The organism is Rhodoferax sp. GW821-FHT02C08 (assembly GCF_059421805.1).
Window position 1 is genome coordinate 147628 of sequence record NZ_JBWKVR010000011.1, and the last position, 22276, is coordinate 169903.

Annotated in this window: 19 protein-coding genes and 1 pseudogene; 7 read left to right on the plus strand and 13 right to left on the minus strand. The window is 54.8% G+C overall.

The genetic code is table 11. The features are described from left to right. Position 1 precedes the first annotated feature (1 nt). The 3 genes and pseudogenes from AC07VY_RS15205 to AC07VY_RS15215 form a co-directional block, all read right to left on the minus strand. Positions 2–922 (minus strand): LysR family transcriptional regulator, encoded by a 921-nt coding sequence (locus AC07VY_RS15205; protein WP_495097851.1) that lies wholly within the window; start codon positions 920–922, stop codon positions 2–4. A 478-nt stretch (positions 923–1400) separates the two neighbouring features. Further along, positions 1401–1944, minus strand: a pseudogene (locus AC07VY_RS15210) (IS3 family transposase); the annotation flags it as partial. Between the two features lie 136 nt (positions 1945–2080). Continuing rightward, the gene (locus AC07VY_RS15215) at positions 2081–2632 is read right to left on the minus strand and encodes a hypothetical protein (RefSeq protein WP_495097852.1); all 552 of its coding nucleotides are present in this window, start codon (positions 2630–2632) and stop codon (positions 2081–2083) included. A gap of 204 nt (positions 2633–2836) precedes the next feature. On the opposite strand from AC07VY_RS15215, the gene AC07VY_RS15220 reads away from it, so the two are divergent. Beyond that, positions 2837–3274, plus strand: a complete 438-nt coding sequence (locus AC07VY_RS15220) for a DUF3617 domain-containing protein (protein WP_495097901.1) — start codon at positions 2837–2839, stop codon at positions 3272–3274. Here the strand turns inward: AC07VY_RS15220 and AC07VY_RS15225 are convergent. The 8 genes from AC07VY_RS15225 to AC07VY_RS15260 are packed head-to-tail and all read right to left on the minus strand — an operon-like array spanning position 3178 to position 13086. After that, positions 3178–4605 carry a sensor histidine kinase gene (locus tag AC07VY_RS15225; protein WP_495097853.1) on the minus strand — a complete coding sequence of 476 codons (1428 nt, stop codon included), beginning with the start codon at positions 4603–4605 and terminating at the stop codon, positions 3178–3180. The two genes, AC07VY_RS15220 and AC07VY_RS15225, sit on opposite strands and share 97 nt — an antisense overlap. Beyond that, complete coding sequence (locus AC07VY_RS15230) at positions 4602–5321, minus strand: response regulator (RefSeq protein ID WP_495097854.1); 720 nt, start codon at positions 5319–5321, stop codon at positions 4602–4604. The genes AC07VY_RS15225 and AC07VY_RS15230 overlap by 4 nt, the downstream gene beginning before the upstream one ends. A gap of 11 nt (positions 5322–5332) precedes the next feature. Beyond that, entirely contained in the window at positions 5333–6130 is a 798-nt protein-coding gene (locus tag AC07VY_RS15235) for a DUF4397 domain-containing protein (RefSeq protein WP_495097855.1), read from the minus strand. Then, positions 6127–6846 (minus strand): enoyl-CoA hydratase-related protein, encoded by a 720-nt coding sequence (locus AC07VY_RS15240; protein ID WP_495097856.1) that lies wholly within the window; start codon positions 6844–6846, stop codon positions 6127–6129. Before AC07VY_RS15240 ends, AC07VY_RS15235 begins: the two co-directional genes overlap by 4 nt. Before the next feature lie 3 nt (positions 6847–6849). Next, complete coding sequence (locus tag AC07VY_RS15245; protein ID WP_495097857.1) at positions 6850–9948, minus strand: efflux RND transporter permease subunit; 3099 nt, start codon at positions 9946–9948, stop codon at positions 6850–6852. Continuing rightward, positions 9948–10466 carry an efflux RND transporter permease subunit gene (locus tag AC07VY_RS15250; protein WP_495097858.1) on the minus strand — a complete coding sequence of 173 codons (519 nt, stop codon included), beginning with the start codon at positions 10464–10466 and terminating at the stop codon, positions 9948–9950. Before AC07VY_RS15250 ends, AC07VY_RS15245 begins: the two co-directional genes overlap by 1 nt. Continuing rightward, positions 10463–11611, minus strand: a complete 1149-nt coding sequence (locus tag AC07VY_RS15255) for an efflux RND transporter periplasmic adaptor subunit (protein ID WP_495097859.1) — start codon at positions 11609–11611, stop codon at positions 10463–10465. The genes AC07VY_RS15250 and AC07VY_RS15255 overlap by 4 nt, the downstream gene beginning before the upstream one ends. Then, on the minus strand, positions 11608–13086 hold the full coding sequence (locus tag AC07VY_RS15260) for an efflux transporter outer membrane subunit (protein ID WP_495097860.1): 1479 nt from the start codon (positions 13084–13086) through the stop codon (positions 11608–11610). Before AC07VY_RS15260 ends, AC07VY_RS15255 begins: the two co-directional genes overlap by 4 nt. A 143-nt stretch (positions 13087–13229) precedes the next feature. Between AC07VY_RS15260 and AC07VY_RS15265 the strand changes: the two genes are divergently transcribed. The 5 genes from AC07VY_RS15265 (at position 13230) to AC07VY_RS15285 (ending at position 19973) form a co-directional block, all read left to right on the plus strand. Next, positions 13230–13925 carry a response regulator gene (locus tag AC07VY_RS15265; protein ID WP_495097861.1) on the plus strand — a complete coding sequence of 232 codons (696 nt, stop codon included), beginning with the start codon at positions 13230–13232 and terminating at the stop codon, positions 13923–13925. Positions 13926–13927: 2 nt separating this feature from the next. Beyond that, positions 13928–14986 (plus strand): HAMP domain-containing sensor histidine kinase, encoded by a 1059-nt coding sequence (locus AC07VY_RS15270; protein WP_495097862.1) that lies wholly within the window; start codon positions 13928–13930, stop codon positions 14984–14986. A gap of 43 nt (positions 14987–15029) precedes the next feature. Next, positions 15030–16460, plus strand: a complete 1431-nt coding sequence (locus AC07VY_RS15275; RefSeq protein WP_495097863.1) for a patatin-like phospholipase family protein — start codon at positions 15030–15032, stop codon at positions 16458–16460. Between the two features lie 591 nt (positions 16461–17051). Then, positions 17052–17489: a hypothetical protein gene (locus AC07VY_RS15280; RefSeq protein ID WP_495097902.1), complete on the plus strand. Its 438-nt coding sequence runs from the start codon at positions 17052–17054 to the stop codon at positions 17487–17489. Positions 17490–17837: 348 nt separating this feature from the next. Further along, positions 17838–19973: an EAL domain-containing protein gene (locus AC07VY_RS15285; protein ID WP_495111377.1), complete on the plus strand. Its 2136-nt coding sequence runs from the start codon at positions 17838–17840 to the stop codon at positions 19971–19973. A 523-nt stretch (positions 19974–20496) separates the two neighbouring features. On the opposite strand, the gene AC07VY_RS15290 is transcribed toward AC07VY_RS15285, so the two are convergent. Then, positions 20497–21384 carry an ImmA/IrrE family metallo-endopeptidase gene (locus AC07VY_RS15290; protein WP_495097865.1) on the minus strand — a complete coding sequence of 296 codons (888 nt, stop codon included), beginning with the start codon at positions 21382–21384 and terminating at the stop codon, positions 20497–20499. After that, positions 21377–21697: a helix-turn-helix domain-containing protein gene (locus AC07VY_RS15295; RefSeq protein ID WP_495097866.1), complete on the minus strand. Its 321-nt coding sequence runs from the start codon at positions 21695–21697 to the stop codon at positions 21377–21379. The genes AC07VY_RS15290 and AC07VY_RS15295 overlap by 8 nt, the downstream gene beginning before the upstream one ends. Positions 21698–21944: 247 nt before the next feature. On the opposite strand from AC07VY_RS15295, the gene AC07VY_RS15300 reads away from it, so the two are divergent. After that, positions 21945–22265 carry a DUF3892 domain-containing protein gene (locus AC07VY_RS15300; protein WP_495097867.1) on the plus strand — a complete coding sequence of 107 codons (321 nt, stop codon included), beginning with the start codon at positions 21945–21947 and terminating at the stop codon, positions 22263–22265. Positions 22266–22276: the final 11 nt, after the last annotated feature.

The following is a 22276-nucleotide window of genomic DNA, read 5'->3' on the forward strand; positions in this document are numbered from 1 at the left end:
TTTAGGGCTTAGCCACACCCCTTTTGGTGCGCCTCTTCTGCGGCATGGAGCCCCCAGCAAACTCCACCGCCGACTTCACCAACGCGTCCACAGTGGAACTGGTCGGGTCGGACCGGTAGCTTGCATAAATAGGCAAAGCCTTTAACGGCGCGTCACTGTCCAGCACTTTGAGCTTGGCGAAACCGGTCAGGCGCTGGGCCGCAATGCGCGGCAACAAAGCCACGCCGAAGCCCCCCTGCACCAGCTGCACCATGGCCGAAATCGAGGAAATCGCATGCACCTTTTTGGGTTCCATGCGGCGCTGGCGGAACATATCCAGCAGCGTCGTGTGCGGTTGCGACCCTCTTTGGAAGGTCAAAAGCTCCATATCCGCCAGCTCATCCAGGCGATAATTTTTCTTTTTGTGCAGGCTAGGATTGCCCACGAACACCATTTCCATCGACGGCAGCACGTAATTGCGTACACCATCGGCCGTAGCCGGAAATGCGGCAAACACCAAATCCAGCGTGCCACGGTGGATCTGGTCGGTCAGGATGGGCGTGGTTTCCACCGTCAGCTCCAGCTCCAGACCGGGGTGGTCGGCACGCAGCTTCTCCAGCCAGGGAATCAGCCAGGAATGCAGCACCGACTCGATGGCCCCAATACGCATCGCCACCGCAACCGTGGTGCCCGCACCCATTTCCGCCTTCGCGTCCCGCTGCAAGGCCAACAGCTTCTCGGCAAATACCAAGAAGCGCGCGCCCGCAGCGGTCAGGCGAAACTGCTTGTCAGTGCGGTCCAGTAACAGCACGCCCAGTTCGTCTTCCAGGGTGGAAATGCGGCTAGACATGGCGGACTGCGTGAGAAACAGCTTCTCGGCAGCGCGGGTCACGCTCTTGAGCGATGCTACCCAGTAAAACGCCTCTACAAAACGCAGGTTCATGCCGTCGCCTCTATGGTCCCAAGAATAGCCTAGGCTCGCTATGGATCAGCCAGCGCCCGGAAGCTGTAAGCACTTTTGCAGCTAGGGAAATAGATTCAAGTACAAAGAGCAAAGGTCTGCAGTGTAAAAGTAAAAGATCGAGCCAGCAGGTTGTAACACCCCTCGCGAATTACGCCAGCCCAAACACTTGCGAGTGCGTACCCATCAAGCTCAAGCCAACTCAGTGACTGCAGAGCACCCATTGGCGTAGCCTACAGCGCGAATCGCAGCATGTGACATCGACCGTCAGCGACTGCACCAGCACACCTCGAACTCAATGAGCTTGTTGGATGTTGATTTCCATCCAGAAGTGACCGCGGTCAGAATTGGATCGGCTCAACACCCGAGTGAAGCAAGGCATGCAACGTCGGTTCAATATTCGTAAAGAACCAGATCGGCATCTAGGGCAACAGTAAAGATACTTGACCAGGACATATGTGAGATCTTGTTGCTTTGAAGCTGGCCCTGAATCGTTATGTCGCTTCATAGACGCAGATATATCCCGGCCAAGCAGTTGATTCTTCCAGTTGTACAACGTAGGCCTGCCCCCCCACTGATTGGGCAATGGTCTGCGCATTGGTCGTCCTGGTGCAAAGCTCAACCACTGCGGCATTCTTTATCTCCGGTGGGTGCTGAACATTCCGTGCACGCCCCACCATACGTCGACGAATCTGCGGGTGCAGTTCATCGATCCAGTCTGTGAGCAGCAACCTGCATGAGTATCCCAGTGCCCTCAGGGTGGATGCGATACAACGATCATGATCAAGCTAATGCTGAACTACCACCTGTATTTTTTGCCCGGTGTACTTCTTCCTAGAACGGGTGTACCCCACCTGTAAATCCCGATCCCGTTCGTATTCTCGAGGCCAGCCCTTGAGTGAATTCTTTGTTGGGTAGCTCGACTGCCGAATAGTCGGGCCAGTGCGTTTGCCGAGCTTGATATAGAGCTTGACGGCTCGAATTCGCTCTTCGTATGAATACATGAACTACCTCCAAGTAGTCCCAGTTATTGTCCGCACCCCCTGACTACTGCAGAACGAACTTCGTCAGACGGTGACGGTCAAAAGTATGAGAATTTCCGCGGTGCGATGTGTTGCAGTTGATCTGAATTTGAGCTGGTCAATTTGAAATTGGCGCCAACTGTGTCGGATCTGACGATGCGATATTCTGGTTCGAACTCAAAGGTGGGCCGGATACCGCCGTTTCGCGTAAATTGGCTATTGCATCGAAGCTCAGTTCACCGAGTTTCTGTGCAACGGCATCGATACCACTGAATGGACTATGGACCTGATACTCCAGCGGCAACTGCTTCCCATTGAGTATCGCGATCCCCTTTATCTCATCCTTCAACGCGAATGCAAGCGGCCCGGCTACAAAAGAAATCGATCGAATTACTAGGCCTCGTTCCGTATAGTTTGTGATTTTCAGGGTCACCTGTATGTCACCTGAGATAGGAACCCCTGCTTTGGCCGCGGCAACGACGTAGGCCGTATGAATCGACTCCGGGATCGCAGATCGCACCTGACAATTCCCGCAGTCAACCATGATAGTGAGATCCGGCACATTTTTCAGTTTTGTCTTTGGTTCCATTTGCCGTTCGGTCGTACAACCCGCTAAAAGAGAAGCAGTAAGAACAGAACTAAGTGCCATTAGTCGAATAAATTGAGTCATGAAAATTCTCTTGGTATAGGTGGCAGTTCCACGCAGTAGCACTGTGATCTCACTTTGATAGATACCCCTCGCATATAAGTGACACGGCATGACGAATGTCCACACTACATCACATTGCGTCACATTCTGTGTCACATGCGATGTGTGTTGGCCCCTAAGCTGAGCTTGTCTTAATTACGGAGTTAGATCATGGCGATGACTAAAATGCGATTTACCTTCTGTCTAGCAATAGCTGTACACGCCAGCGCATTCGCCCAGGTGCCTATAAAGGCTGGAAAATGGGAGTTAACGGGCTCGTTCAAGGGTCTTCCGTTCGGCGGCTCTGCGGAACGAGTTCGAACGATATGTTTTTCGGAGACTGCATTAGGCACACTCCCTGAGAAAGCGTTGATGGAAGCCGCACCCCAGCCGACTGACGACGCTTCTAAGCCTGCTCCCAAGTGCGAATATTCTCAGGTTCGGCGCGAGGGTACCAAGACATCGTGGGAGCTGACCTGCGAAAGCCCCAAAATGACTGGAACCGGCAGTGCAATATCAACACCGGATCAGGTGGAATTACTAGAAAAACTTGAGATGAAGTCCTTCGGCACCCGAAACATAGAGCATTCCGTCCGGGCTCGCCGTTTGGGAGACTGCTCCTGAACGTCTGGGCGTGTGAGTTCTTCCAAACACAGCGGCAAGTATATGGTTACACCTGAGCGATTACCATCGAATGGCTGTAGTGCTGCTCGTCCGCCAAGTTGCTCAGCGACCTGGGCCACGATCGCGAGTCCCAGGCCGCAGTTTCCGCGATCGGCACCGATCGCGGAAAGGCGGGCAAATGGCCGAAATGCCTCGGCAGCATCGTCCTTGGCAATTCCTTTCCCACGATCAAAGACGGTCAATCTTGCCTCGTCAGTCCTGACCTCAAGTTCGATCTCTATCGGTGTCTTGCCATACGTAAGGGCATTGTCGAGCAGGTTAGTCAGGGCGCGCTGCATACCAAGATCGGGAACCACGACACCCTGTACGTTGCACGAGAAAAATGTGACATCGGCACCCTCCGCTCGATACTGATCTACAACTTCCTCGATGACGTCGCACAATGAATGCATCACAGTTGTTGTGACGCAATTTTGACCTTGAACATATGCGAGGAACTGATCGATTATGCGACTGACGGTGCAGAAGTCCGGTCTCATCCGTTCCCAGACCACCGCGTCGCATTCGGTCTCCGCGCGAAGATGCAGACGGGCCAAAGGTGTGCGCAGGTCATGAGACAAACCAGCAAGAAGTTCACGGCCTGACCGGGTTGAAAGCTCGATAGCATGCACCAGCGAATTGAAAGAGTGGATCACATCGCGCAGTTCGATACTGAATCGCTCGGATTCATTGATTTGCTTAAGCTGATAACGTCTGGAAAGTATTTCCTGCGAAAGAAGCGCCATCGGCCGAGCGATCAGTCGGACGCCAACGAGACGTGCAACGAGCGCTGCCAGGGCGATCACGGAAGCGCTGATCACCATCAGGAGCACGAGTCTTGCGAATGCTGGGTGGGAGCTTGACACTGTAGCCCACCATACCTGCTGATCCACAGGAAGCGTCAAACCGTACCATTGCTTTCCGGAAGAGTCGGTGAAAGTTGTGGATACCAGTGATCGACCCATCGCATGGGTAAATCGTCCAAGCAGCGGGGTAGGGAATGGAGCCCTTTCGCTTTCCGCCTTCACAGGCGTAAAAGGCGTCATACGACTAAGCTGAATTCCGGCAACGTTCAGCGCGCGTGCAACCGACTCGTATTGCCCGGCGGGGATTTGGAGAAGGATCGCTTCATCCATCTGAGAATTGGCACCAATCGGAGCGACCACGAGCTCATCGGCCAACGGACTAAGTGCGATGACCAACAACGCAATATGCAGCAGGGTCATGACGCTGGTACCGCTCCCCAACCACACGATCTGACGTACCAGCGAAAATGGACGCCGCTCGGTCACACCTCCACCTTGGGTGCGAAAGGTACGAAGACATATCCATGTCCGCGCACCGTTTGGATATAGCGAGGTACTGCCGGATCGGGCTCCAATGCCTTGCGCAGACGGACCACCGCAGCATCAATCGCGCGTAACGAGACGGCTTCCTTGCGGGTGTGTGACGCCGCCATGAGGCGCTCCCTCGACACGGTGACTCCGGCGTTTGTGGTCAGCTCGGCGAGCATTGCATATTCAACCGTGTTGAGAATACGCGTGTCACTGCCTCGGCGCAGGCTTCGCGCCGAAACGTCGAAGACGTAGTCCCCGATCCGTATCGAAGCAGTCGAGTCGAGTGGTGTTCCCGGTGTAAATGCGGCGCGCCGCAACACGGCCTGCACTCGGGCCAGCAACTCTCGGACCGAGAATGGTTTACTCAGATAGTCATCGCCGCCCATCTCCAGACCAAGTAAGCGGTCGATCTCTTCGCTACGTGCAGTGAGAAAAATGATGGGAACACGATCGCCCTCAGCCCGCAATTTCCGACAAGCCTCCAATCCCGACATCTTAGGCAACCCAACGTCCAGCACGATCAGGTCGGGACGCATCCGATGTATACGATGAAGCATCTCTTCTGCACTAGCAATAGGTGTAACGACTACACCCTGCTTCTCCAAGTATCCACACAGCAGATCTCTTAGTGCAACATCGTCTTCAACGACGAAGAGGTGATATGAGCGCACGTGGCCAAGCCTCAGGCTAGTTCGTTCGCAATGACGAGTGCGTTGCCATCCTCCGGCAGCACGGCGATGTTTGGTAGTGAACCATTGCTCCGCGGAACGATGACCAGCGTCAGTACCGTGGTGCTGCTGATGGTGAGGCCAGCTGTGTAGTCGAACAGTACCGAGCTTTGCTCGCCACTGCTGGTAACGCGAATGCGGTAGGTGCCGCTTCCAAGGCTGACGAAACTCGACAGCTCAGCGTAGGTATTTAGGCTCAGCGTTGGGCTCAGCCCACTCAGGTTGCTGGTGTTAGTAATATAGACGTCGAGTGCGTCCAACGAGGGCGAGCCCTGGAAGACCCGAACCTTGAAGCTACCGCTGGACGCCGCCGCATTCGATTCGTCAAAGTATTTGAAAGTCATGCTGGTTGCCAACGAGCCATAGGCCAGCACGGTTGTACGGCTGTCGGTGGCGAAGTCGTGTGATGCGGTCAGCTTCGCAGTTGATGAACCGGCGGGGTGCAACGAAACTTGCAAAGTTCCGCTGTCCTGCTCTCCGTAGCCGGTCGCAGCTCCACCGTTGGACAGCCCCGAAAAGACGCATTCGTTGCCGACCCAGAAATCAGCCGCCGCATAGTCGACCGTGCCGTTCACGAAGCGCAGCGTTGCTTTGTCCGAGCTACCTCCGCCACAGCCTGTCAGCGCCAAACTGCTGCCCAGGCCCCAGATGCCGGCGATCGACACGAGCAAACAGCGCCGTTGTGGCGATGTGAGAGAGTTGACCGACAAGAGAGTTGGTGCGTGTGGGTTGAAATGACTTGCTTTTGTCATGGAATGGTCTCTGGTTGATCGTGTTGCGATATTGGATTTCGACTTAAGTTGATCCGCCGCATGGGAGCACCTCCGAGGAATGCTCCCAATGCTTTCGTCGCAGTATCCAAATCACTTTTTGGAACAACGGTCTGAATCAATCCGATCTTGCAAGCCTGCTGTGCATTGATGCGTGTACCGCTTGACGTGAGGCGTTGAAATTGTTGCGTTCCTACCGCGCTCAGCAAGTAAGGTCGCATCACGGTGAGTACGTTACCCGAATGAGCCTCCGTCACGGAGAAAATTGCATCGTCGGCTGCCACAGTAATTTCGCACGCGCAAACGAGCCCAATCCCCCCACCTGCGACGACTCCGTGTACGCGCGCAATGGTCGGTTTAGGAGATGACTCGATCAGCCACAACATCCGTGCAAAGGCGCGTGCATCGACAATGTTCCGCTCCACCCCTATCTGGTTCGCACACATTGGCCACGACAGATCAATGTCTGCTGAGAAAACATCGTCTGTCCCACAGAGCACGATCGCTTTAACTGCAGGGTCTCCATTCAGGGCTTCGAATGCGTCAGAAAGCTCGCGAATCATCGCCGCATCGATAGTGCGCCTAGCCATCTCGACCTGCGTAACGCCGTTCGCGTCTGTGCCTACCGCAAGCGACTGCGTGGTCGAGTTTTTTGTTGACTGGCGACGTGGACTTTCGATATTAAAGACTGAGTACATGAATCAGTTCTCGAGAATCGGATCGTGTGAGCCTGCATTCGTGGGCCGCCGCGTGATGACGCGTCGCCCCAACTGCAGCAGGTCATCGACAAACGTAAACACCACCGGAACGACAAGCAGGCTCAGCAGTGTCGACGTGATGAGACCTCCGATGACCACGATCGCCATCGGCTGTCGGAAGCTTGGTTCGGCACCGAGACCCAGTGCATTGGGCAGCATGCCGGCCCCCATTGCGATCGTAGTCATGACGATAGGTCGCGCACGCTTGTGGCAGGCATCGATCAGTGCCTCGAAGCGCCCAAGGCCGCGCTCGCGCCGCGCCAAGATGGCATACTCGACGAGCAGGATCGAGTTCTTCGTCACGATGCCCATTAGCATTAGCATGCCGATAAGGACCGGCATCGAGAATGCCTGATGAGTCACCCACAATGCAAATAGTGCACCGGCTAACGCCAGCGGCAGGGCGGCCAGGATGGTGCCAGGCTGCAGGAAGTCGTGGAACAGCAGGACCAACACTGCGTAGATGCAGAAGATACCAATCGCCATCGCAATACCGAAGCTCTGGAATAGCTCGCTCATGCGCTGCACTTCGCCCTGGTCAACGCTATGTACGCCGGCCGGTAGCGACTGTAGTGCCGGAAGTGCCATCGCCTCGCGCTGCACATCGCCGCTCGCACGACCATTCAGCTCTACGGTCAACGTGATGTTGCGAGAGCGATCGAGGCGGTCGATTTGCGATGGTCCACTACCGAGCATAACGTTCGCCACCGAACCTAAGCTCACGCTACCGTTACTTCCTTGCACCCTGAGATTAGTGATGGTGTCTAAGTCGCTGCGCAGTACTGGATCCATGCGTACACGGATTGGTATCTGGCGCTGGGGTAGGTTTAGCTTTGGCAGCGCTGTCGAATAATCACCATAAGTAGCGAGCCGCACAACATCACCCAGTGCCTCTGACGTAACGCCTAATGACGCCGCACGAGCGCTGTCGGGACGTACCTGGATTTCCGGTCGCTGCAGCGACGCGCTTGAAGTAATGTTGCCGATACCCTTCAGTGTGCGCAGTTGTGCTTCGCTCTGTACTGCTGCACGTATCAGTGCCTGTGGATCATCACTGGCGAGTGTGATTTGCAGTGCTTCACCACTGTTAGCTCCTCCGACAGAGACGCGTGCACCAGGGATTGCACGAAGCAGCTCACGCATCTCTGCTTCCACATCTGACTGTTTGAGCTGTCGCTCCCCGCGCGGCACGAGATCGACGGTCATAGTCGCACTCGTTAAGTCTGCAGAAGACGACATTACGGGTCCTCCAGCCGTGGTAGCGGTGCCAACAGAGACAAAAACACTACGTACTTCGGGTAACGTGCTCAATAGCTTGGCTGCACGCTGGCTTGCGGTCGCGGTTGCGTCCAGCGTACTTCCAGGGACGAGCTTGATCGTTACGGTGCTCTGCGCCTTGTCTTGTGCCGGCATGAATGCGGTGGACAAGAACGTTGCAACGCCTAAGGTAGCGACAAAGAAGACCGTGACGGCAGCCAAGGTGACGCCGCGCCGCGATAACATGGTGCGGACCCAGCCTAGATATCGGGTCATCAGCGGACCATCGGCATCACTATATGTCCCGGTCTGCACCGGCTTAAGTAGGTAGGCAGACATCATCGGCGTCAGCAGCCGGGCGACCAATAAGGACACAAGTACGGCGACGGACGCGGTAACTCCGAATTGGCGAAAGAATTTTCCTGGAATACCCCCCATGAATGCGGTCGGCAGAAAGACCGCAACCAGTGTGAAGGTCGTTGCAATCACCGCGAGTCCGATTTCGTCAGCCGCTTCCATCGCCGCCTGATATGGAGTTTTGCCCATACGCAGGTGGCGTTCAATATTCTCAATCTCAACTATGGCGTCATCGACGAGAACACCCACGACCAGCGACAGCGACAGCAGCGTAATCGTGTTCAATGAATAGCCGGCAAGTGCCATGAAGGCGAAGGTCGGCACGATCGACAACGGCAGTGCGGCCGCCGAGACGAAGGTAGCGCGCCAATCGCGCAAAAAACACCAGACAACGAAGATCGCAAGCAGCGCGCCTTCGAGCAGCAGATGCATTGAACCTTCGTAGTTATCTTCGATCGGCGCAACCGTATTACTTGCCTCAACGATTTTGAACTCTGGATGCGCCTGCTGGAAGTGTTCAACTGCAACACGCACCGCGTCGGCGACACCGACATCCGAATAGCCGCGCGAGCGTGTCACCTGAAAACCGATGACCGGCCGGCCATCGCGGAACGCGAGCGTCGTGGGTTCCGCATGGCCGTCACTGATGCGCGCGATCTGTTCCAGTCGGACATAGCGACCATCGGCGAGCGGTACGGTTATTGCTCCAACTTCAGCCGGCGTGCCAACCGTAGCGATCATTCGTGTCGACTGACGCTGGCCGCCGATATCACCCTGTCCGCCCGAGCTCTCGTTCTGTGTTGCCTTAAGCTTGGCTGACACGTCAGATGGCGTAACACCGAGCCCGGCCATCAGCGTCGGGTTGAGATCGATATGCACCTCGCGATCAAGTCCTCCAATGCGGACCACCGATGCCACTCCCTTCACAGCAAGCAGTGCCTTTGATACGTCGTTGTCGACGAACCACGACAAATCTTGCTCGTCCATTCTCCCCGATTCGATGGTATAGGTCAGGAATGCGGAACCCGTCGTCGTCAGTTTTGAAACCGTAGGCGATGCCATATTCGACGGCAAATCAGCACGCGTGCTATCTACCGCATTCCGCACTTCGCTTAGTGCTTCTTCACCGTTTTTGTCGATCTCGAAACTAACGCTAATCGCCACTGAGCCGTCGGTAATTGTCGTTACGATGTGATCCAGCCGACTTAGTGATGCCAACTTGTCTTCAATCTTGCGCGCTACCTCCGTTTCCAGTTGGGATGGTGCTGCACCCTCCAGCGAGGCCGAAATTTGAATTGTTGGCAAATCCATATCGGGAAAATCCTGAATTTGCAATTGTCGGAAACCGATAATCCCCATCACCGTCAAGAGAGAAAAAAGAAGCAATGCCGGTACAGGATTGCGAATGGACCACGATGAAAAATTCATCAGATCTTCTCCTGTGCGATAGCTAACTGGCAGTCGCCATGCACGAATCCAGGCAAATTTCCCTTTCGCGGTGCAACAGTACGAAACGCAAAGGGTTCGATCGTGTAACTCAAGAATGTTACGTACGCAGGTGACGAAACGTTCGGTCCCGCCGCACTCGATGTCAGATCCGCACACACGCTATCCACAGCATCGTGGACCTCGTTAAGGGCCTCTACGCTATTCTTGTCACTTTCAAAGCGAACACTAATCGATACTGATCCTTCAGTAATCATTGTCACGATGTGATCAAGTCGCCCGAGCGTAACTAACCTGTCTTCGATTTGGTGTACAACCTCGGTTTCGAACTGCACAGGCGCTACTCCTTTCAACATGGCTGATATGTGGATCGTCGGCAAATTCATATCAGGGAGATCCTGACTCTTTGATAGTCGGAAACCGATACACGTAAGTGCCGTTAGCAGCCCGAAGAACATTACTTTCATCGGGTTGCGGGCCAACCATGGCAAATGATTCATCGCATTGCTCCTGACCCAGTACCGACTGCATTTGGTGTCGGTACAACAGTCACCTGGGCTCCTTCAGATAGGAATGCCCCTCCTTCCGCAACTACCTGCGCAGCGACAGGTAAGTCACTGACTTCCACGCGGCTCCCTTGCCGACGGCCAGTTGTCACCGAATGACTATGAACCTTATTCCCAGAACCCAGCAAATAGACGTAGGCGCGCCCGTCCCGCAGCGTGATGGCCGTTTGTGGTAGCGTTAAGACTGGCCGGGGACTTAATTCAATGGCGCCGTTCAAAAACATGCCGAGTCGCGCCGAACTGTCGGTCCGTAGGCTGACGTAGACTGTCGCCCGGCCGGTGCTGGTGCTAAGCGTCGGCCCAATCAGTCGCACTTGTCCCTTAATCTGCTCGCCATTCAGCAAAGTCACATGCGCACTTTGACCGATTTGTAATGCCGATATTTGACGAGCGTCAAATTCGGGGCGCCATTCGATGCGACTTTGGCGCATTAACCGGAACATTTCTGTACCAGTATTGACGACGTTGCCCAGCACCGCAGATTTTGACATGACGACACCGTCATCGACTGCAACAATAAGTGTCTGCCGTAGTTTTAGCTGAATGCTGTCGAGCTCGGCCTCGGATGACGCGAGTGCCGCACGTGACGTAACCTCATTGATACGATAGTCGTCAATCTTCTGGGTTGAGAGTGCACCGCTGTTCTCGACGTTCTTCGCGCGTTGCAGGTTCGACACAGCCTGCTCAAGTGTTGCGCGTGCCTGCGCAACTGCCGCCTGCTGTTTTCGCAAGTCGGCCTGGACGCCGTCATCGGCAAGCCGAGCAAGCAACTCACCGCGCTTGACCCTGGCGCCAACATCTACTAGTAGTTCGGCAATGCGTAGCCCCCCGATTTCAGAGCTGACAATGACATCTTGCCATGCGACAAGCGGGCCACTGCCTTGCACGATCTCTGGCCACGTTTCGTTCTCCGGCGTAATAACGTTGACAGTTAAGACACTTGGCGGCTTCACGTTCTCCGTAACTGCTGCCGTTGCAGGACGTTCAATCCAGGCAGTAATGCTGATTGCTAGCGCAGCCACACCTGTGACCAGGACCAAGGTCCCGGTAATAAGAGTTCGATTTAGTGGAGTTTTCATGGGTTAGTCCTAACTGCCTCCATCGATATGTTGGTGGGGGATGATGCTGGAGTGTCGGATTGCCAACCTCCGCCAAGCGCCCTGTACAGAGCGATCCAATATTCGATATGGTCACGCTGCAGCGTGATTAAGTTAATCTCCGCTGAAAGGGCGGACCGACGCGCCTCTTCCAGAGTTAACAGACTTTCCCCTCCTGCGTGCCAGTGCATTTCAGTGATCTGGAGATAACGACGATAGTCTTTTGCCGCATGCTTCGCCTCTTCCACGCGACGAGAGGTACTGTCCAGATTAACCAGCGAGCTCTCAACCTCCTTTATCGCTGTACGTACGCCCTGTCGAAAATTGGCGAGCGCTATTTGGTAGTTGGCTTGTGCGGAAACAACTGCGGCGCGACGCTTGCTCACATCAAAAAGCGGGATTGACAGCGACGGACCGAGAGACCAAGTCGTCAAGGTCGAGGTGGCAGGTGCAGCCGAGATGGAAATTGAGCCAGACAGTGATACGCTAGGATACAAATCAGCCTGTGCTACACCTATCTCTGCACTACTTGCTGCAAGGTCACGTTCCAGTGATGCAATATCTGGCCGTTGCCGTACAGCATTGGCAGGTACGCTCTGCACTTTAAGGCTAACAGGTGTAGGTAGGGGGTCACTACTGAATCCATCACCGGCTTTCCTCTTGAACATCACCCAACGTAACGCCAGCTCATCACGTCCCGTAAGATCAACAAGCGACTTTACGAGTAAATCACATTGCGCGCGCTGGGATAGAAGTGTTGAGGTTGTATTTGCAAGGCTTGCGCTTGCTAGCGTAGCATCAGCTTCTGCGTTAAATCCGGCACGTACTGCGGCGACGGTCGCTTTCTCGGTTTCAGCAGCAGAGAATCGTTCAAGCTCGTATGTGTCAACCAGCAGTTCGCAAGCACGATACTGTACATATGTATCGGCCACCTCCGCCGCTAGTGAAACACGTGCGTCATGCCAGTCGGCGACGCGTGCCTGAGTGCGTGCCGCCGCCGATTCGGCGCCGTGTCGAGCCTTGGCGTAAAGATCAATTTCCCACGCTGCGTCAACGCCGACATTACGCGTCGTACTGGTTGTCACGTTAGCAGGCATTGTTTGCTGGCGAGACCGAGTTAGGGACGCATTGCCATCAAGACTGGGCAAGCCTGCCGCACGAGCATTAGTCAGTGTGGCACGGGCCTTCTCGATATCAGCCCATGCCTTCATGAGCGTGGGACTGTCTGCTTCGGAAAACTCGATCAACTGCGCGACGACGGGGTCATTGAACTGCTGCCACCAGTTGTGCAACGTATCAATATTTCCGTTATGCGGTAGCTCGGCTTGCCATGCGGATGGTGTAGCAGGAATAGGCTCCGAATAGATCGGTCCAACCGTGCAAGCTACGAGTGCGAAACTTGCGACGGTAGACGAAAAGACGGAGGGAAACCAGATTGGTGGAAATGGAGAACGCATGCTGACACGGAGAGTTTAGTTATCGTAAAAACACCCTCTGTTCACCACGGTTTGGCAGCGTTAAGATGGGTAAAAGTCCAAGTCTCAACGTACCTATTTCTATGAAATAGCCTGATACTTTCGGTTATATCTACGATTGACCTATGCCCCGCGTACTTCTCGTCGACGATGACGTAGACCTCACCGAAATGTTGTCGCTGTACCTAGTGCGCGAAGGTTTCGACGTTCATGTCGTGCATGATGGAGAGAGCGGCGTCGCAGAAGTAGCGCGTGGCACCTATACGATAGTTCTACTTGACATCATGATGCCGCGCATGTCGGGTATTGAAGTGTTGCGTCGCATTCGTACCTCCAGCCGGGTGCCGGTACTGATGCTGACTGCCCGCGGTGAAAATGTCGACCGCATTGTCGGGCTCGACATGGGGGCTGACGACTACGTATCCAAGCCCTGTACACCCGGCGAGTTGGCCGCGCGGATCCGCGCAATCCTACGCCGAACCGAAGCGTCCGAGCCAGCCAATATGCTAGCCAACTCTCGGGTACTGCAGGTGGGTGAACTTACCATATGGCCCGGTAGTCGGCGTGCGTTGTGGTGTGGTCGTCCGCTAGAACTAACGGGGACAGAATTCAGTCTGCTCGATGTGCTTGCACGACATGCAGGACAACTCGTCAGTAAAGAGACTATTTCGCTGCAGGCCTTCGGTCGACCTCTAGCCCGTTTCGACCGCCGTATTGATGTGCACATTAGCAGCATACGCCAGAAGCTCGGCACACGGCCGGATGGCCAATCATGGATTCAAAGTGTACGCGGCAGGGGTTACCAGTTGCTGGAAGACTAGTTATGGCAATTGAACGTCGTTTTGGCCGCCTCTTCTGGAAGCTGTTACTTGCACTCGCAATGAGTATGGTGCTGGCAATCGGCGGCACGGTGGGCTTCTTTCTGCTAACGGGTCGCACGCCACCACCACCTGAAAACATGCCATTGTGGGCGGTTCCGATAGTGCCATTGATGTCTGCCATGATCGCAGTGCTAGTTATCAGTCTTCTACTCGCGTGGTATTTGTCGCACCCATTGCGCCATCTTAGTTGGGCAATGGATCGCTTTGCCGAAGGGCGCCTTGATACCCGTGTCGAGCCTCTCATGAGCGGTCGGCGCGACGAAATCGCCGATCTGGCTTGCGATTTCGATCGCATGGCTGTACGTATCGAACGGCTCGCCCAGGCCAATCGTGCGCTTATACATGACATCTCACACGAATTGCGTTCTCCTCTGACTCGTTTGCAGGCGGCGATCGGCTTACTGCGCCAGGACCCCTCAAGAGCGGCCGCAATGATCGAGCGTATAGGGCGTGAAAGTGAACGGCTAGACATGCTGATTGAAGAGTTGCTAACGTTACATAGGCTTAATGCCGGCCCGACGAGCGCGCCACCTCAACGCGTCGACGTGATCGAGCTGTTGCAGTCTATCGCCGAGGATGCCGACTTCGAAGCCAATGCATCGCAGCGAGCCTTGCGCCTTATTGCACCTGGCGCCTTCGTTATCGAGGCACATGGTGAGTTGCTCTATCGCGCATTCGAAAACGTTGTCCGCAATGCGTTGAAGTTTGGCCCGAAGGGCAGCGAGATTAATGTCGTAGCCAATATCTGTGATGGCGGAAAGATGCTCATCACTACCGTACAGGATCGCGGACCCGGTGTTCCGTTGGATATGCTGCAGGAAATTTTCGAGCCATTCACGCGTGTAGAAGGCAGTGAGGCGGTGCGTGGAACTGGCCTGGGTCTCGCCATCGCTAGGCGTGCGATGCTGCTGCATGGCGGCAGTGTAGAGGCGGCTTTGCGTGAAGGCGGGGGGCTTACCATCACGCTGTCACTGCCGAAACGTGGATTGCGTTGGCTATAGCAGCAACCATCATCAATGTTGATTCATTATCAGTGCCTGGGACATGTTGAAACTTTCTGTTTTATCCATATTAGTGCTAACCACGCTACTTTCTGGCTGCTCTACGATTCGTCCATGGCAGAACGTTGCAGCCCGTCCAAGCCCAACACCAATTCTCATCCCTCCAGCTGGCGGTTTGAACGGCGCAAACAAGCAACCATCTATCGTCGTCGCTCTTACCCTTTCGGGCGGCGGCGCCCGTGCTGCCGCATTCGGTCTTGGCGTCCTGCGCGAACTAAAAGCCACACACTTCGTTTGGGACGATCGGGAGACTACGCTGCTTGACGAACTTCGACTCATCAGTGGAGTTTCCGGTGGCAGCATTCTGGCTACCCACTACGCATTGTTCGGCGATGCGACGCTTACCCAATTCGAGTCCGACTTCTTACTTGGGAATTTTGATGGAGATTTGATCAAGCGTGTGTTATCGCCAGCGCGTTTTAGTTCAGTGATGTCACCGTGGTACGGTCGCAGCAACGTTTTGGAGGAGCGCCTCAACATACTGTACCGCGGTCATACATTTGGTGATTTGGCGAATCGAGCGAAGAACCCTGCGTTGCTAATAACCGCCACCGATCTCACCACAGGCGCGCCATTCGAATTTACACAAGAACAATTCGCACTAATTTGTTCAGATCTGAATAGTGTGCCATTGTCGTTCGCAGTGGCCTCTTCCTCCGCAGTTCCGCTTGTATTGAGCCCAATGACGCTACGGAATTATGCAGAAGCCTGTCCGCATCCAACCATCGCGCACCCCGACAATACGGGCTCTACAGGAGTCAATGCACCAAGCGACTATAGAACCAGAATGCTGAAGGCAAACGCGGAAAGCTATATCAATGTGCGTGAGCGACCATTCCTGCACCTGGTTGATGGCGGTCTTTCTGACAACTTGGGGCTTCGAGGATTACTGGATCGCGTCGTAGCTGCCGGGTCCATCCAAGACAACTTCCGCGACATGGCGCCCGGCACTATCCATAAGTTGATTTTGATCGCAGTCAACTCTGAGCGGGATCTTGCCGAACGCATCGATCAGAGTGACCAGGTCCCCAATCCAGGTCAGGTAATGGATGCGCTATTGTTTGGCGCGGGATCAAGGGGAACTCAGGTGACGTTGGCGATGCTCCAGGATGATTTGCAGCGCTGGAACTCGGAACTGGAGCTTCACCGTGGAGCTCCCGACAGTCCATTTGCATCCGACGCCGAAATTCACGTTGTCAATGTCAGTCTACACGACGTGCCCGATCAGGAGCAGCGGCGTTTGGCGTTGCGGATACCAACTGCTTTTTCGATTACGTCTGCGGACGTGAAACTGCTTCAAGCGTCTGCGCACGAAGCGTTGCAGCGTTTACCGTCATTCCAGCATCTTACCCAAAGTCTTGGTGTGCCCACATCACAGTCGATTAAGACAGATGCCGCAGGATCTGCGCACTAAATGAACTCTATTCAGAAGTGTTTTCCTCGATGCCTACGGAGCACACCGAATGCCATTGAGCTTGCGGCATCCATCTCACGCGACACTAAGGCATGAATTTTTACCTTGCTTAGCATTGCCAAACCTTGGTGAACAGAGGATCGCTCTACTATTCTTGAAGCGGTTCAGTCGATCAGCCGAATAACCGGCTCTGTACTTGAATCGCCCAAGGAATTAAATATGCCCAGCATGCTGCCATTCACTTTGAAGTTTGTAGCCATCACCATCGTCTCGACATTACTGCTGTCAGCTTGTGTACCGCTTCCCCTAGCTCCGGTACTAGTTCCTCCACCTGTGTTAGCTCCCGTGGTCGTTCAACCCGCACCTGCCCCTTGGTAACTAGATATGGCCGCTCAATGAGGCGACTGATGGATTGCTGCCTGTCGAACTAGTCAATCGTTTGGCAGGCCTACGCATCAAGCTAGCTGGCAAATTTTGTTGGCATCGTTACCGCTATAGCAGGTCAACGGAATCCTTACTGCCACGCTTAAACGATCAAAGAAGCTCCCCATGCTCAAATTGAAAATGCCTACTCTGTTGGCGATCGTAATTATGACTGCCGTACAATTTTTCCCCACTAGTGTGACGGCACAACTCGTGCCCATCCCACTGCTACCACCTCCACTTATACCGCCCCCCCTCGTACCGCCACCGCCACCGCCACCGCCACCGCCACCAGTTGTCGTCACACTGCCATATGCAGCAGTTCCACAATCCGCTGTAGCGGAACCAGCACCAGTGAGGCACTACTATCAAGGCATAACAATCGTTGATGTGCCTCCCCCACCACCGTACAACGAGGTTGTTCCTGGAAGGCCATTTCGCGGTGCCATTTGGATTGGCGGCTATTGGGACTGGTCAGGCAATCGTTACCAATGGATATCAGGACACTGGGAAGCTTCCCGACCTGGTTACAGATATCGTTCAACCGCTTGGGTACAGGACGGCAGTCATTGGCAGTTGCAACCTGGCGGCTGGATCCAGCGCTGAGGACAATGCCTGGCACAAGAATTTGAAGTTTTGCCGTCACTCCGAGTTTGATTTTTCAAATCATTTTTCAGTCATCGCTGTAGTTAAGTACCAAAATTAGATTGGAAAAATAAATTATGTGCAAATTGAGATTCTGATGTTTTAGTCTGCTTGTTCAATGTGACATCACCGTCAATGAGTCTATTCATTAACTGCTTATCAAAAACGGTGATAGGGCCTTCCACAAAACAAGCTGACACGATCGTGGAACTAGTACAGCAGACTCAACTTGTGGCTAGGGATTTCGGTTGAAAAACTAAACTGAACTGCTGAAATTCACACTCGTTGCAACTGCGTCCCCACATGAAAATGCCCATATCCCATTGGAGCGACCAGCTGGACTCAATGCAAAAGCACTACAAAAAACTGTGGTTCCGTCTAGTGCTTTGGGCGATCACAGTCCGGGACAGTTTTGTCGTTCTGCTGCCAATCACCTTCTTTGGCGTAGCGGCAACGCTGCTCGGCAATATTCCCTTCCCGGCTATACACCGGCTAATGGACCAGGTTGTTGGCGCAGGATGGCAGGCAGCGACTCTCACCGTGGTCAACGCCACCTATGGGGTCTTCGGTCTCGCTCTGGCCGTGGTGCTCAGCATGCGCTTGGCCCGCCGCCTGCCCGTCGCAGATGGAGACGAAGCGCTTCCGCAGGCCTGGACCGGCATCGCCGCGCTGGTGAACTTCATGGTTTGTGTGATAGTCGGCGGTAGCGGTACACCGACCATCGCATCCCTGGGGCAAGACTCGATGTTGCTGGGTATCGTGATCGGATTGGCAACACCGGAGTTGTTGCGGCCGCTTGCGGCGCTTGCTGTGATGCGCAGAATGGCCCCCGATTACGATAGTGACCCAACTTTTTATTATGCCGCCCGTATGACGCCTCCAGTGGCCCTCACCGGCCTCGTCGTGATGCTGGCAGCCGAAATCGCCACAGCACTACCACCGTTTGGCCTGCACTGGCTGGCAAATCTACCGCCGGCGATTAATGCATGGATTGACGCGGATTGGCTGCTCGACAGTGGCGCAGTAATGGTTAACCAGTGCCTCTGGTTCTTTGGCATTCACGGCGGCAAGGTGCTGGACCAACAGGCGCAGCCCCTCTTCGGTCCGGCAGGTGCCGCATACGATGCGGCACTGGCCTGGCGCCCATTGATCGACATCTTCGTGCACCTGGGAGGATCCGGCGCCACCTTAGGCCTTGTGTTTGCACTGTTCATCGTGGCGCGCGAAGGGCCATTCCGACGCCTGGCTCAGGTATCCCTGCTACCGTCGATCTTCAATATCAATGAATTGCTGACCTTCGGACTTCCCATCGCCCTCAATCCCATTTTTTTGAAGCCATTTTTACTAGCGCCCCTGGCTCTGACTCTTCTGACGCTGGCATCGGTGCACACCGGTCTAGTGCCGCTGCAGCAGACCGGTGTGCCCTGGACAACGCCACCACTGCTGTCGGGTTACTTGCTCAGCGATTCGTGGCGTGGCGTGGCACTGCAGGTACTAGGCCTGTTGGTGAGCACGCTAATCTACCTGCCATTCGTCCGACGCGCCGAGGCGCGACGGGCGCGCGACCAAGAGGAGACATTCGATGCGGCAACCAAAGTTATCGTATCCCAGGAGCAGCGGCACTTACAGTCCGTGCAGCGCAACGACCAGGTCGGACTGATTGCCCGCGGCCTTTTCGCGGCCCTGAAACACGACATCGGCATCCCCGCACTCACACTCGCTTTCCAGCCCAAGCACGACTCTCAGGGCACAGCCGTCGGTGTTGAGGCGCTGCTGCGCTGGACGCACAAGCGTCACGGCCCGATCCGCGCCGATGTAGCCGTGACACTGGCCGAAGACGGCGGTCTGATCCGACGCCTTGGCGCTTGGGTGCTAGAGGAGGCCTGCGCACGCAAGGCGCATTGGAATACGCTTGGCCTAACGCACATCACGATGGCGATCAATGTCTCGCCGCTGCAACTCGGCGACCCGCAGTTGCCAGTGTTGCTCGCCCGTTGCTTAAAGCAGTACCGGCTGGCACCGGGCGAGATTGAACTGGAAATCACCGAGAGCCAGGCCATCCCTGTTCACCAGGTGGTAGAAGAAAACCTGGCGCAGATCGTTGCCATGGGCGTTTCTTTGGCGATGGACGACTTCGGCATGGGGTATTCGTCGCTGCTGCATATGCGGCGCTTCCGTGTTCACGCTATCAAGATCGACGGCTCGCTCACCCGCGACGTGCTAAGCAATCCGGCCAGCGGTGACATCATTCGCACAATTGCGGCACTGGGTCGCACTCGGCAAGTCGAGGTGGTCGCCGAGTTCGTTGAAACCATTGAACAGCGCGATGCACTGGCAGCGCTGGGTTGCGACGTTTTTCAGGGCTACTTGTATAGTCCACCATTGCCCGCCGTGGCTTGTGTCGCATACCTGCTGGCGAACAACAAGCATGCCAACCACGGCTAAAGTACTTTCAATAAAAATAGCAAGCGCCCCCTCAGGCATAACAGGACGCCTAGCCAATGCACGCAATCAAGGGCATTAGGTGTTGGCGCCGCTTGAATCCTGACAGTGTCAGTTTTCGGTCGGCGGCAACAGCATTAGGGACAGAAACATGCGCGAGCTATTTGCCAGGTGATGGCCAGTTCTTTTTCACGTGAGCTCGGGCTGCTTGCCGAGACACTGCCTCCAATCGCTGGCTGTGTTTCCTCAGCATGTACGGATAACTTGCTTTTTTCGTGCCGCCAGTCATGCCCACATCCAACACATAGTAATTCCCATCCTCACGCTCACTCACTGGGCACTGAATTGGGCTATCCATATGCACTGGCTGCCCAGAGAGGGCATAGAGTCGGTATTCCTGCTTAGAAGGACCGCTACGGTTCAACTCCACTTTCGCCGCAATCCACATACGCACCTCCATTCTTCACCTTTAGACAAAACATCTCTTGAATGAATTCTGTTCTTTAAATCGCCTTCCCGTAAGCGGTCACTTTGACCCACTGAATCCGTTTGATAGGCTTGATACGGCGTCAAAGGTGTCGCCTTCCGATTCCTCGCCGTGAACTATCACGCGAGCCTCTGGATAGCGAATAAGAAAAATCGTGAGATCGAACTGATCCGACACGATGATCGACTCCTCGGCTTCCAGAGTGGGATGCCAAACACCGGCCGATACGGGGCAAGCAGAGTTTTTCAGACAATTCGCAGCCGCAGCCGTCCGTGCGATGGCGGATGGAGGGACCGGTGTGCCAGGAGCCAGCCATGCACGCTTGCCCGATGCCAGCTTGCTGGGATATGACCAGCAGATAAAATCATCTCGCGCGACCACCAACATAGCTGCTTCGTCCGTAATCTCCAGCCACTTTAGTGCCGTCGAAGTGAAGGAAGTCTTGTAGCGCTCGGCTACCTCGCCGAGCAAATCAAGAGTCACTACTTGTCCACTGATCTGTTGCCGAAAGTCCGTAGCGGGCATCAACAGGTAGGACGCGAACACATTTGCCTCCTTCTCCATCTTGCGAGAAGCTTCGCCGCGATAGTCAAGCATCTCGCCTTGACCACAGCGGAAGTCTTCCTGGCGCTGGCGATGGCAAAAATAGTGCCCCAACTCATGTGCCAGCGTGAAGTTGATACGTCCGGGCTTGACGACTTGCTCGTCATAGGAGATGCACCAATCGTTCTTCTTGTTGCGCTTGGAAAGCATGCCATCAATGCCCGGAATGCCATGTGCAACGACCAACCCCACTGGGTCGGGAAATCTCTGCTTGGTGATTTCCAAGGCTAATAACTTCACATCAACGGGAAACGGCTGCGCTGCCGCGATCCATAGTTTGGACATTTGAATGCCCCAAGCCACAGGTGTTGTCGGCTCAGTCATCGTCAATTGCCTTCAGAAACTTTTCAAGCTGGGCACGCTTAGCTGGGTCAAGCTGGCCAACACGCCGGAAAAACACCTTGTCCGCATCAGACGCCGATGGGGTCTGCTTTCCATCATCCAGCAGAAATTCAACCGTTACGCCGAACACGTCTGCAATCCTGCTGATCTTGTCCGCTGAAGGCCTCACCACTGGACGATTTTCCAGCTCCCATATGTAGCTTTTGCTGGATTCGGTCTTTTGCGCCAAGTCATCAAGTGTCAGTTTCAGGCGCTTTCTTTCTGCGCGAATTTTTTCTCCGAGAGGCGTAGACAACCAGTTTCTCCTTACAAACGCGCCTATTACCGGTGCGTCTGCTGTCCATGCCTTGGTGTATGAATTGCACCGCGCACCCCAAACCAAGGCAGGCGGGTCGCAGCGTCGGCTAGCAAAGCCGAAAAACAAAAGTTCAGAGTAGACGCATTTTAAGCGCTTGACAAGTGATTCCTTTATGCGGATACTAAAAGTACGCCCACACCGAACAAGATCGTTGGCGCTTCTTCAACTTCAAAGGAATCGACCAATGACAGCTACTATCACCAAGACGACCATCAAGTGCGTTGGAAAACGCATGAGCGGAGGCCCGGGTCACGAGCACATCTCCCACCTTTGGTGGGTGAAGATGGATGGAAACCAGGAAACCACTGAGCGTGGGAATTCCACTCGCGAGCAGATGGTCGAATACATCGAAAAAGCCGGGAACAATGCGGTCTGGTGCCCAGACCGCAATCCGCAACTCACAGGCGCCTGGGTCCACGTCCACAGCAACGGCCGCATCAAATACGTGCAGACCGTGGCTGACGGCCGCAAGACCGACAATCTGCTGTCCCTGCCCAACATGTAAGCCGGAGGAAT

What these genes read in the sequence shown, in the direction of transcription:
- AC07VY_RS15265 (WP_495097861.1), top strand. Translation starts at nt 13,230, where the DNA reads ATGCCCCGCGTACTTCTCGTCGACGATGACGTAGACCTCACCGAAATG.
- AC07VY_RS15215 (WP_495097852.1), bottom strand. Translation starts at nt 2,632, where the DNA reads ATGACTCAATTTATTCGACTAATGGCACTTAGTTCTGTTCTTACTGCT.
- AC07VY_RS15220 (WP_495097901.1), top strand. Translation starts at nt 2,837, where the DNA reads ATGCGATTTACCTTCTGTCTAGCAATAGCTGTACACGCCAGCGCATTC.
- AC07VY_RS15270 (WP_495097862.1), top strand. Translation starts at nt 13,928, where the DNA reads ATGGCAATTGAACGTCGTTTTGGCCGCCTCTTCTGGAAGCTGTTACTT.
- AC07VY_RS15275 (WP_495097863.1), top strand. Translation starts at nt 15,030, where the DNA reads ATGTTGAAACTTTCTGTTTTATCCATATTAGTGCTAACCACGCTACTT.
- AC07VY_RS15245 (WP_495097857.1), bottom strand. Translation starts at nt 9,948, where the DNA reads ATGAATTTTTCATCGTGGTCCATTCGCAATCCTGTACCGGCATTGCTT.
- AC07VY_RS15300 (WP_495097867.1), top strand. Translation starts at nt 21,945, where the DNA reads ATGACAGCTACTATCACCAAGACGACCATCAAGTGCGTTGGAAAACGC.
- AC07VY_RS15285 (WP_495111377.1), top strand. Translation starts at nt 17,838, where the DNA reads ATGCCCATATCCCATTGGAGCGACCAGCTGGACTCAATGCAAAAGCAC.
- AC07VY_RS15205 (WP_495097851.1), bottom strand. Translation starts at nt 922, where the DNA reads ATGAACCTGCGTTTTGTAGAGGCGTTTTACTGGGTAGCATCGCTCAAG.
- AC07VY_RS15280 (WP_495097902.1), top strand. Translation starts at nt 17,052, where the DNA reads ATGACTGCCGTACAATTTTTCCCCACTAGTGTGACGGCACAACTCGTG.
- AC07VY_RS15240 (WP_495097856.1), bottom strand. Translation starts at nt 6,846, where the DNA reads ATGTACTCAGTCTTTAATATCGAAAGTCCACGTCGCCAGTCAACAAAA.
- AC07VY_RS15260 (WP_495097860.1), bottom strand. Translation starts at nt 13,086, where the DNA reads ATGCGTTCTCCATTTCCACCAATCTGGTTTCCCTCCGTCTTTTCGTCT.
- AC07VY_RS15290 (WP_495097865.1), bottom strand. Translation starts at nt 21,384, where the DNA reads ATGACTGAGCCGACAACACCTGTGGCTTGGGGCATTCAAATGTCCAAA.
- AC07VY_RS15235 (WP_495097855.1), bottom strand. Translation starts at nt 6,130, where the DNA reads ATGACAAAAGCAAGTCATTTCAACCCACACGCACCAACTCTCTTGTCG.
- AC07VY_RS15250 (WP_495097858.1), bottom strand. Translation starts at nt 10,466, where the DNA reads ATGAATCATTTGCCATGGTTGGCCCGCAACCCGATGAAAGTAATGTTC.
- AC07VY_RS15255 (WP_495097859.1), bottom strand. Translation starts at nt 11,611, where the DNA reads ATGAAAACTCCACTAAATCGAACTCTTATTACCGGGACCTTGGTCCTG.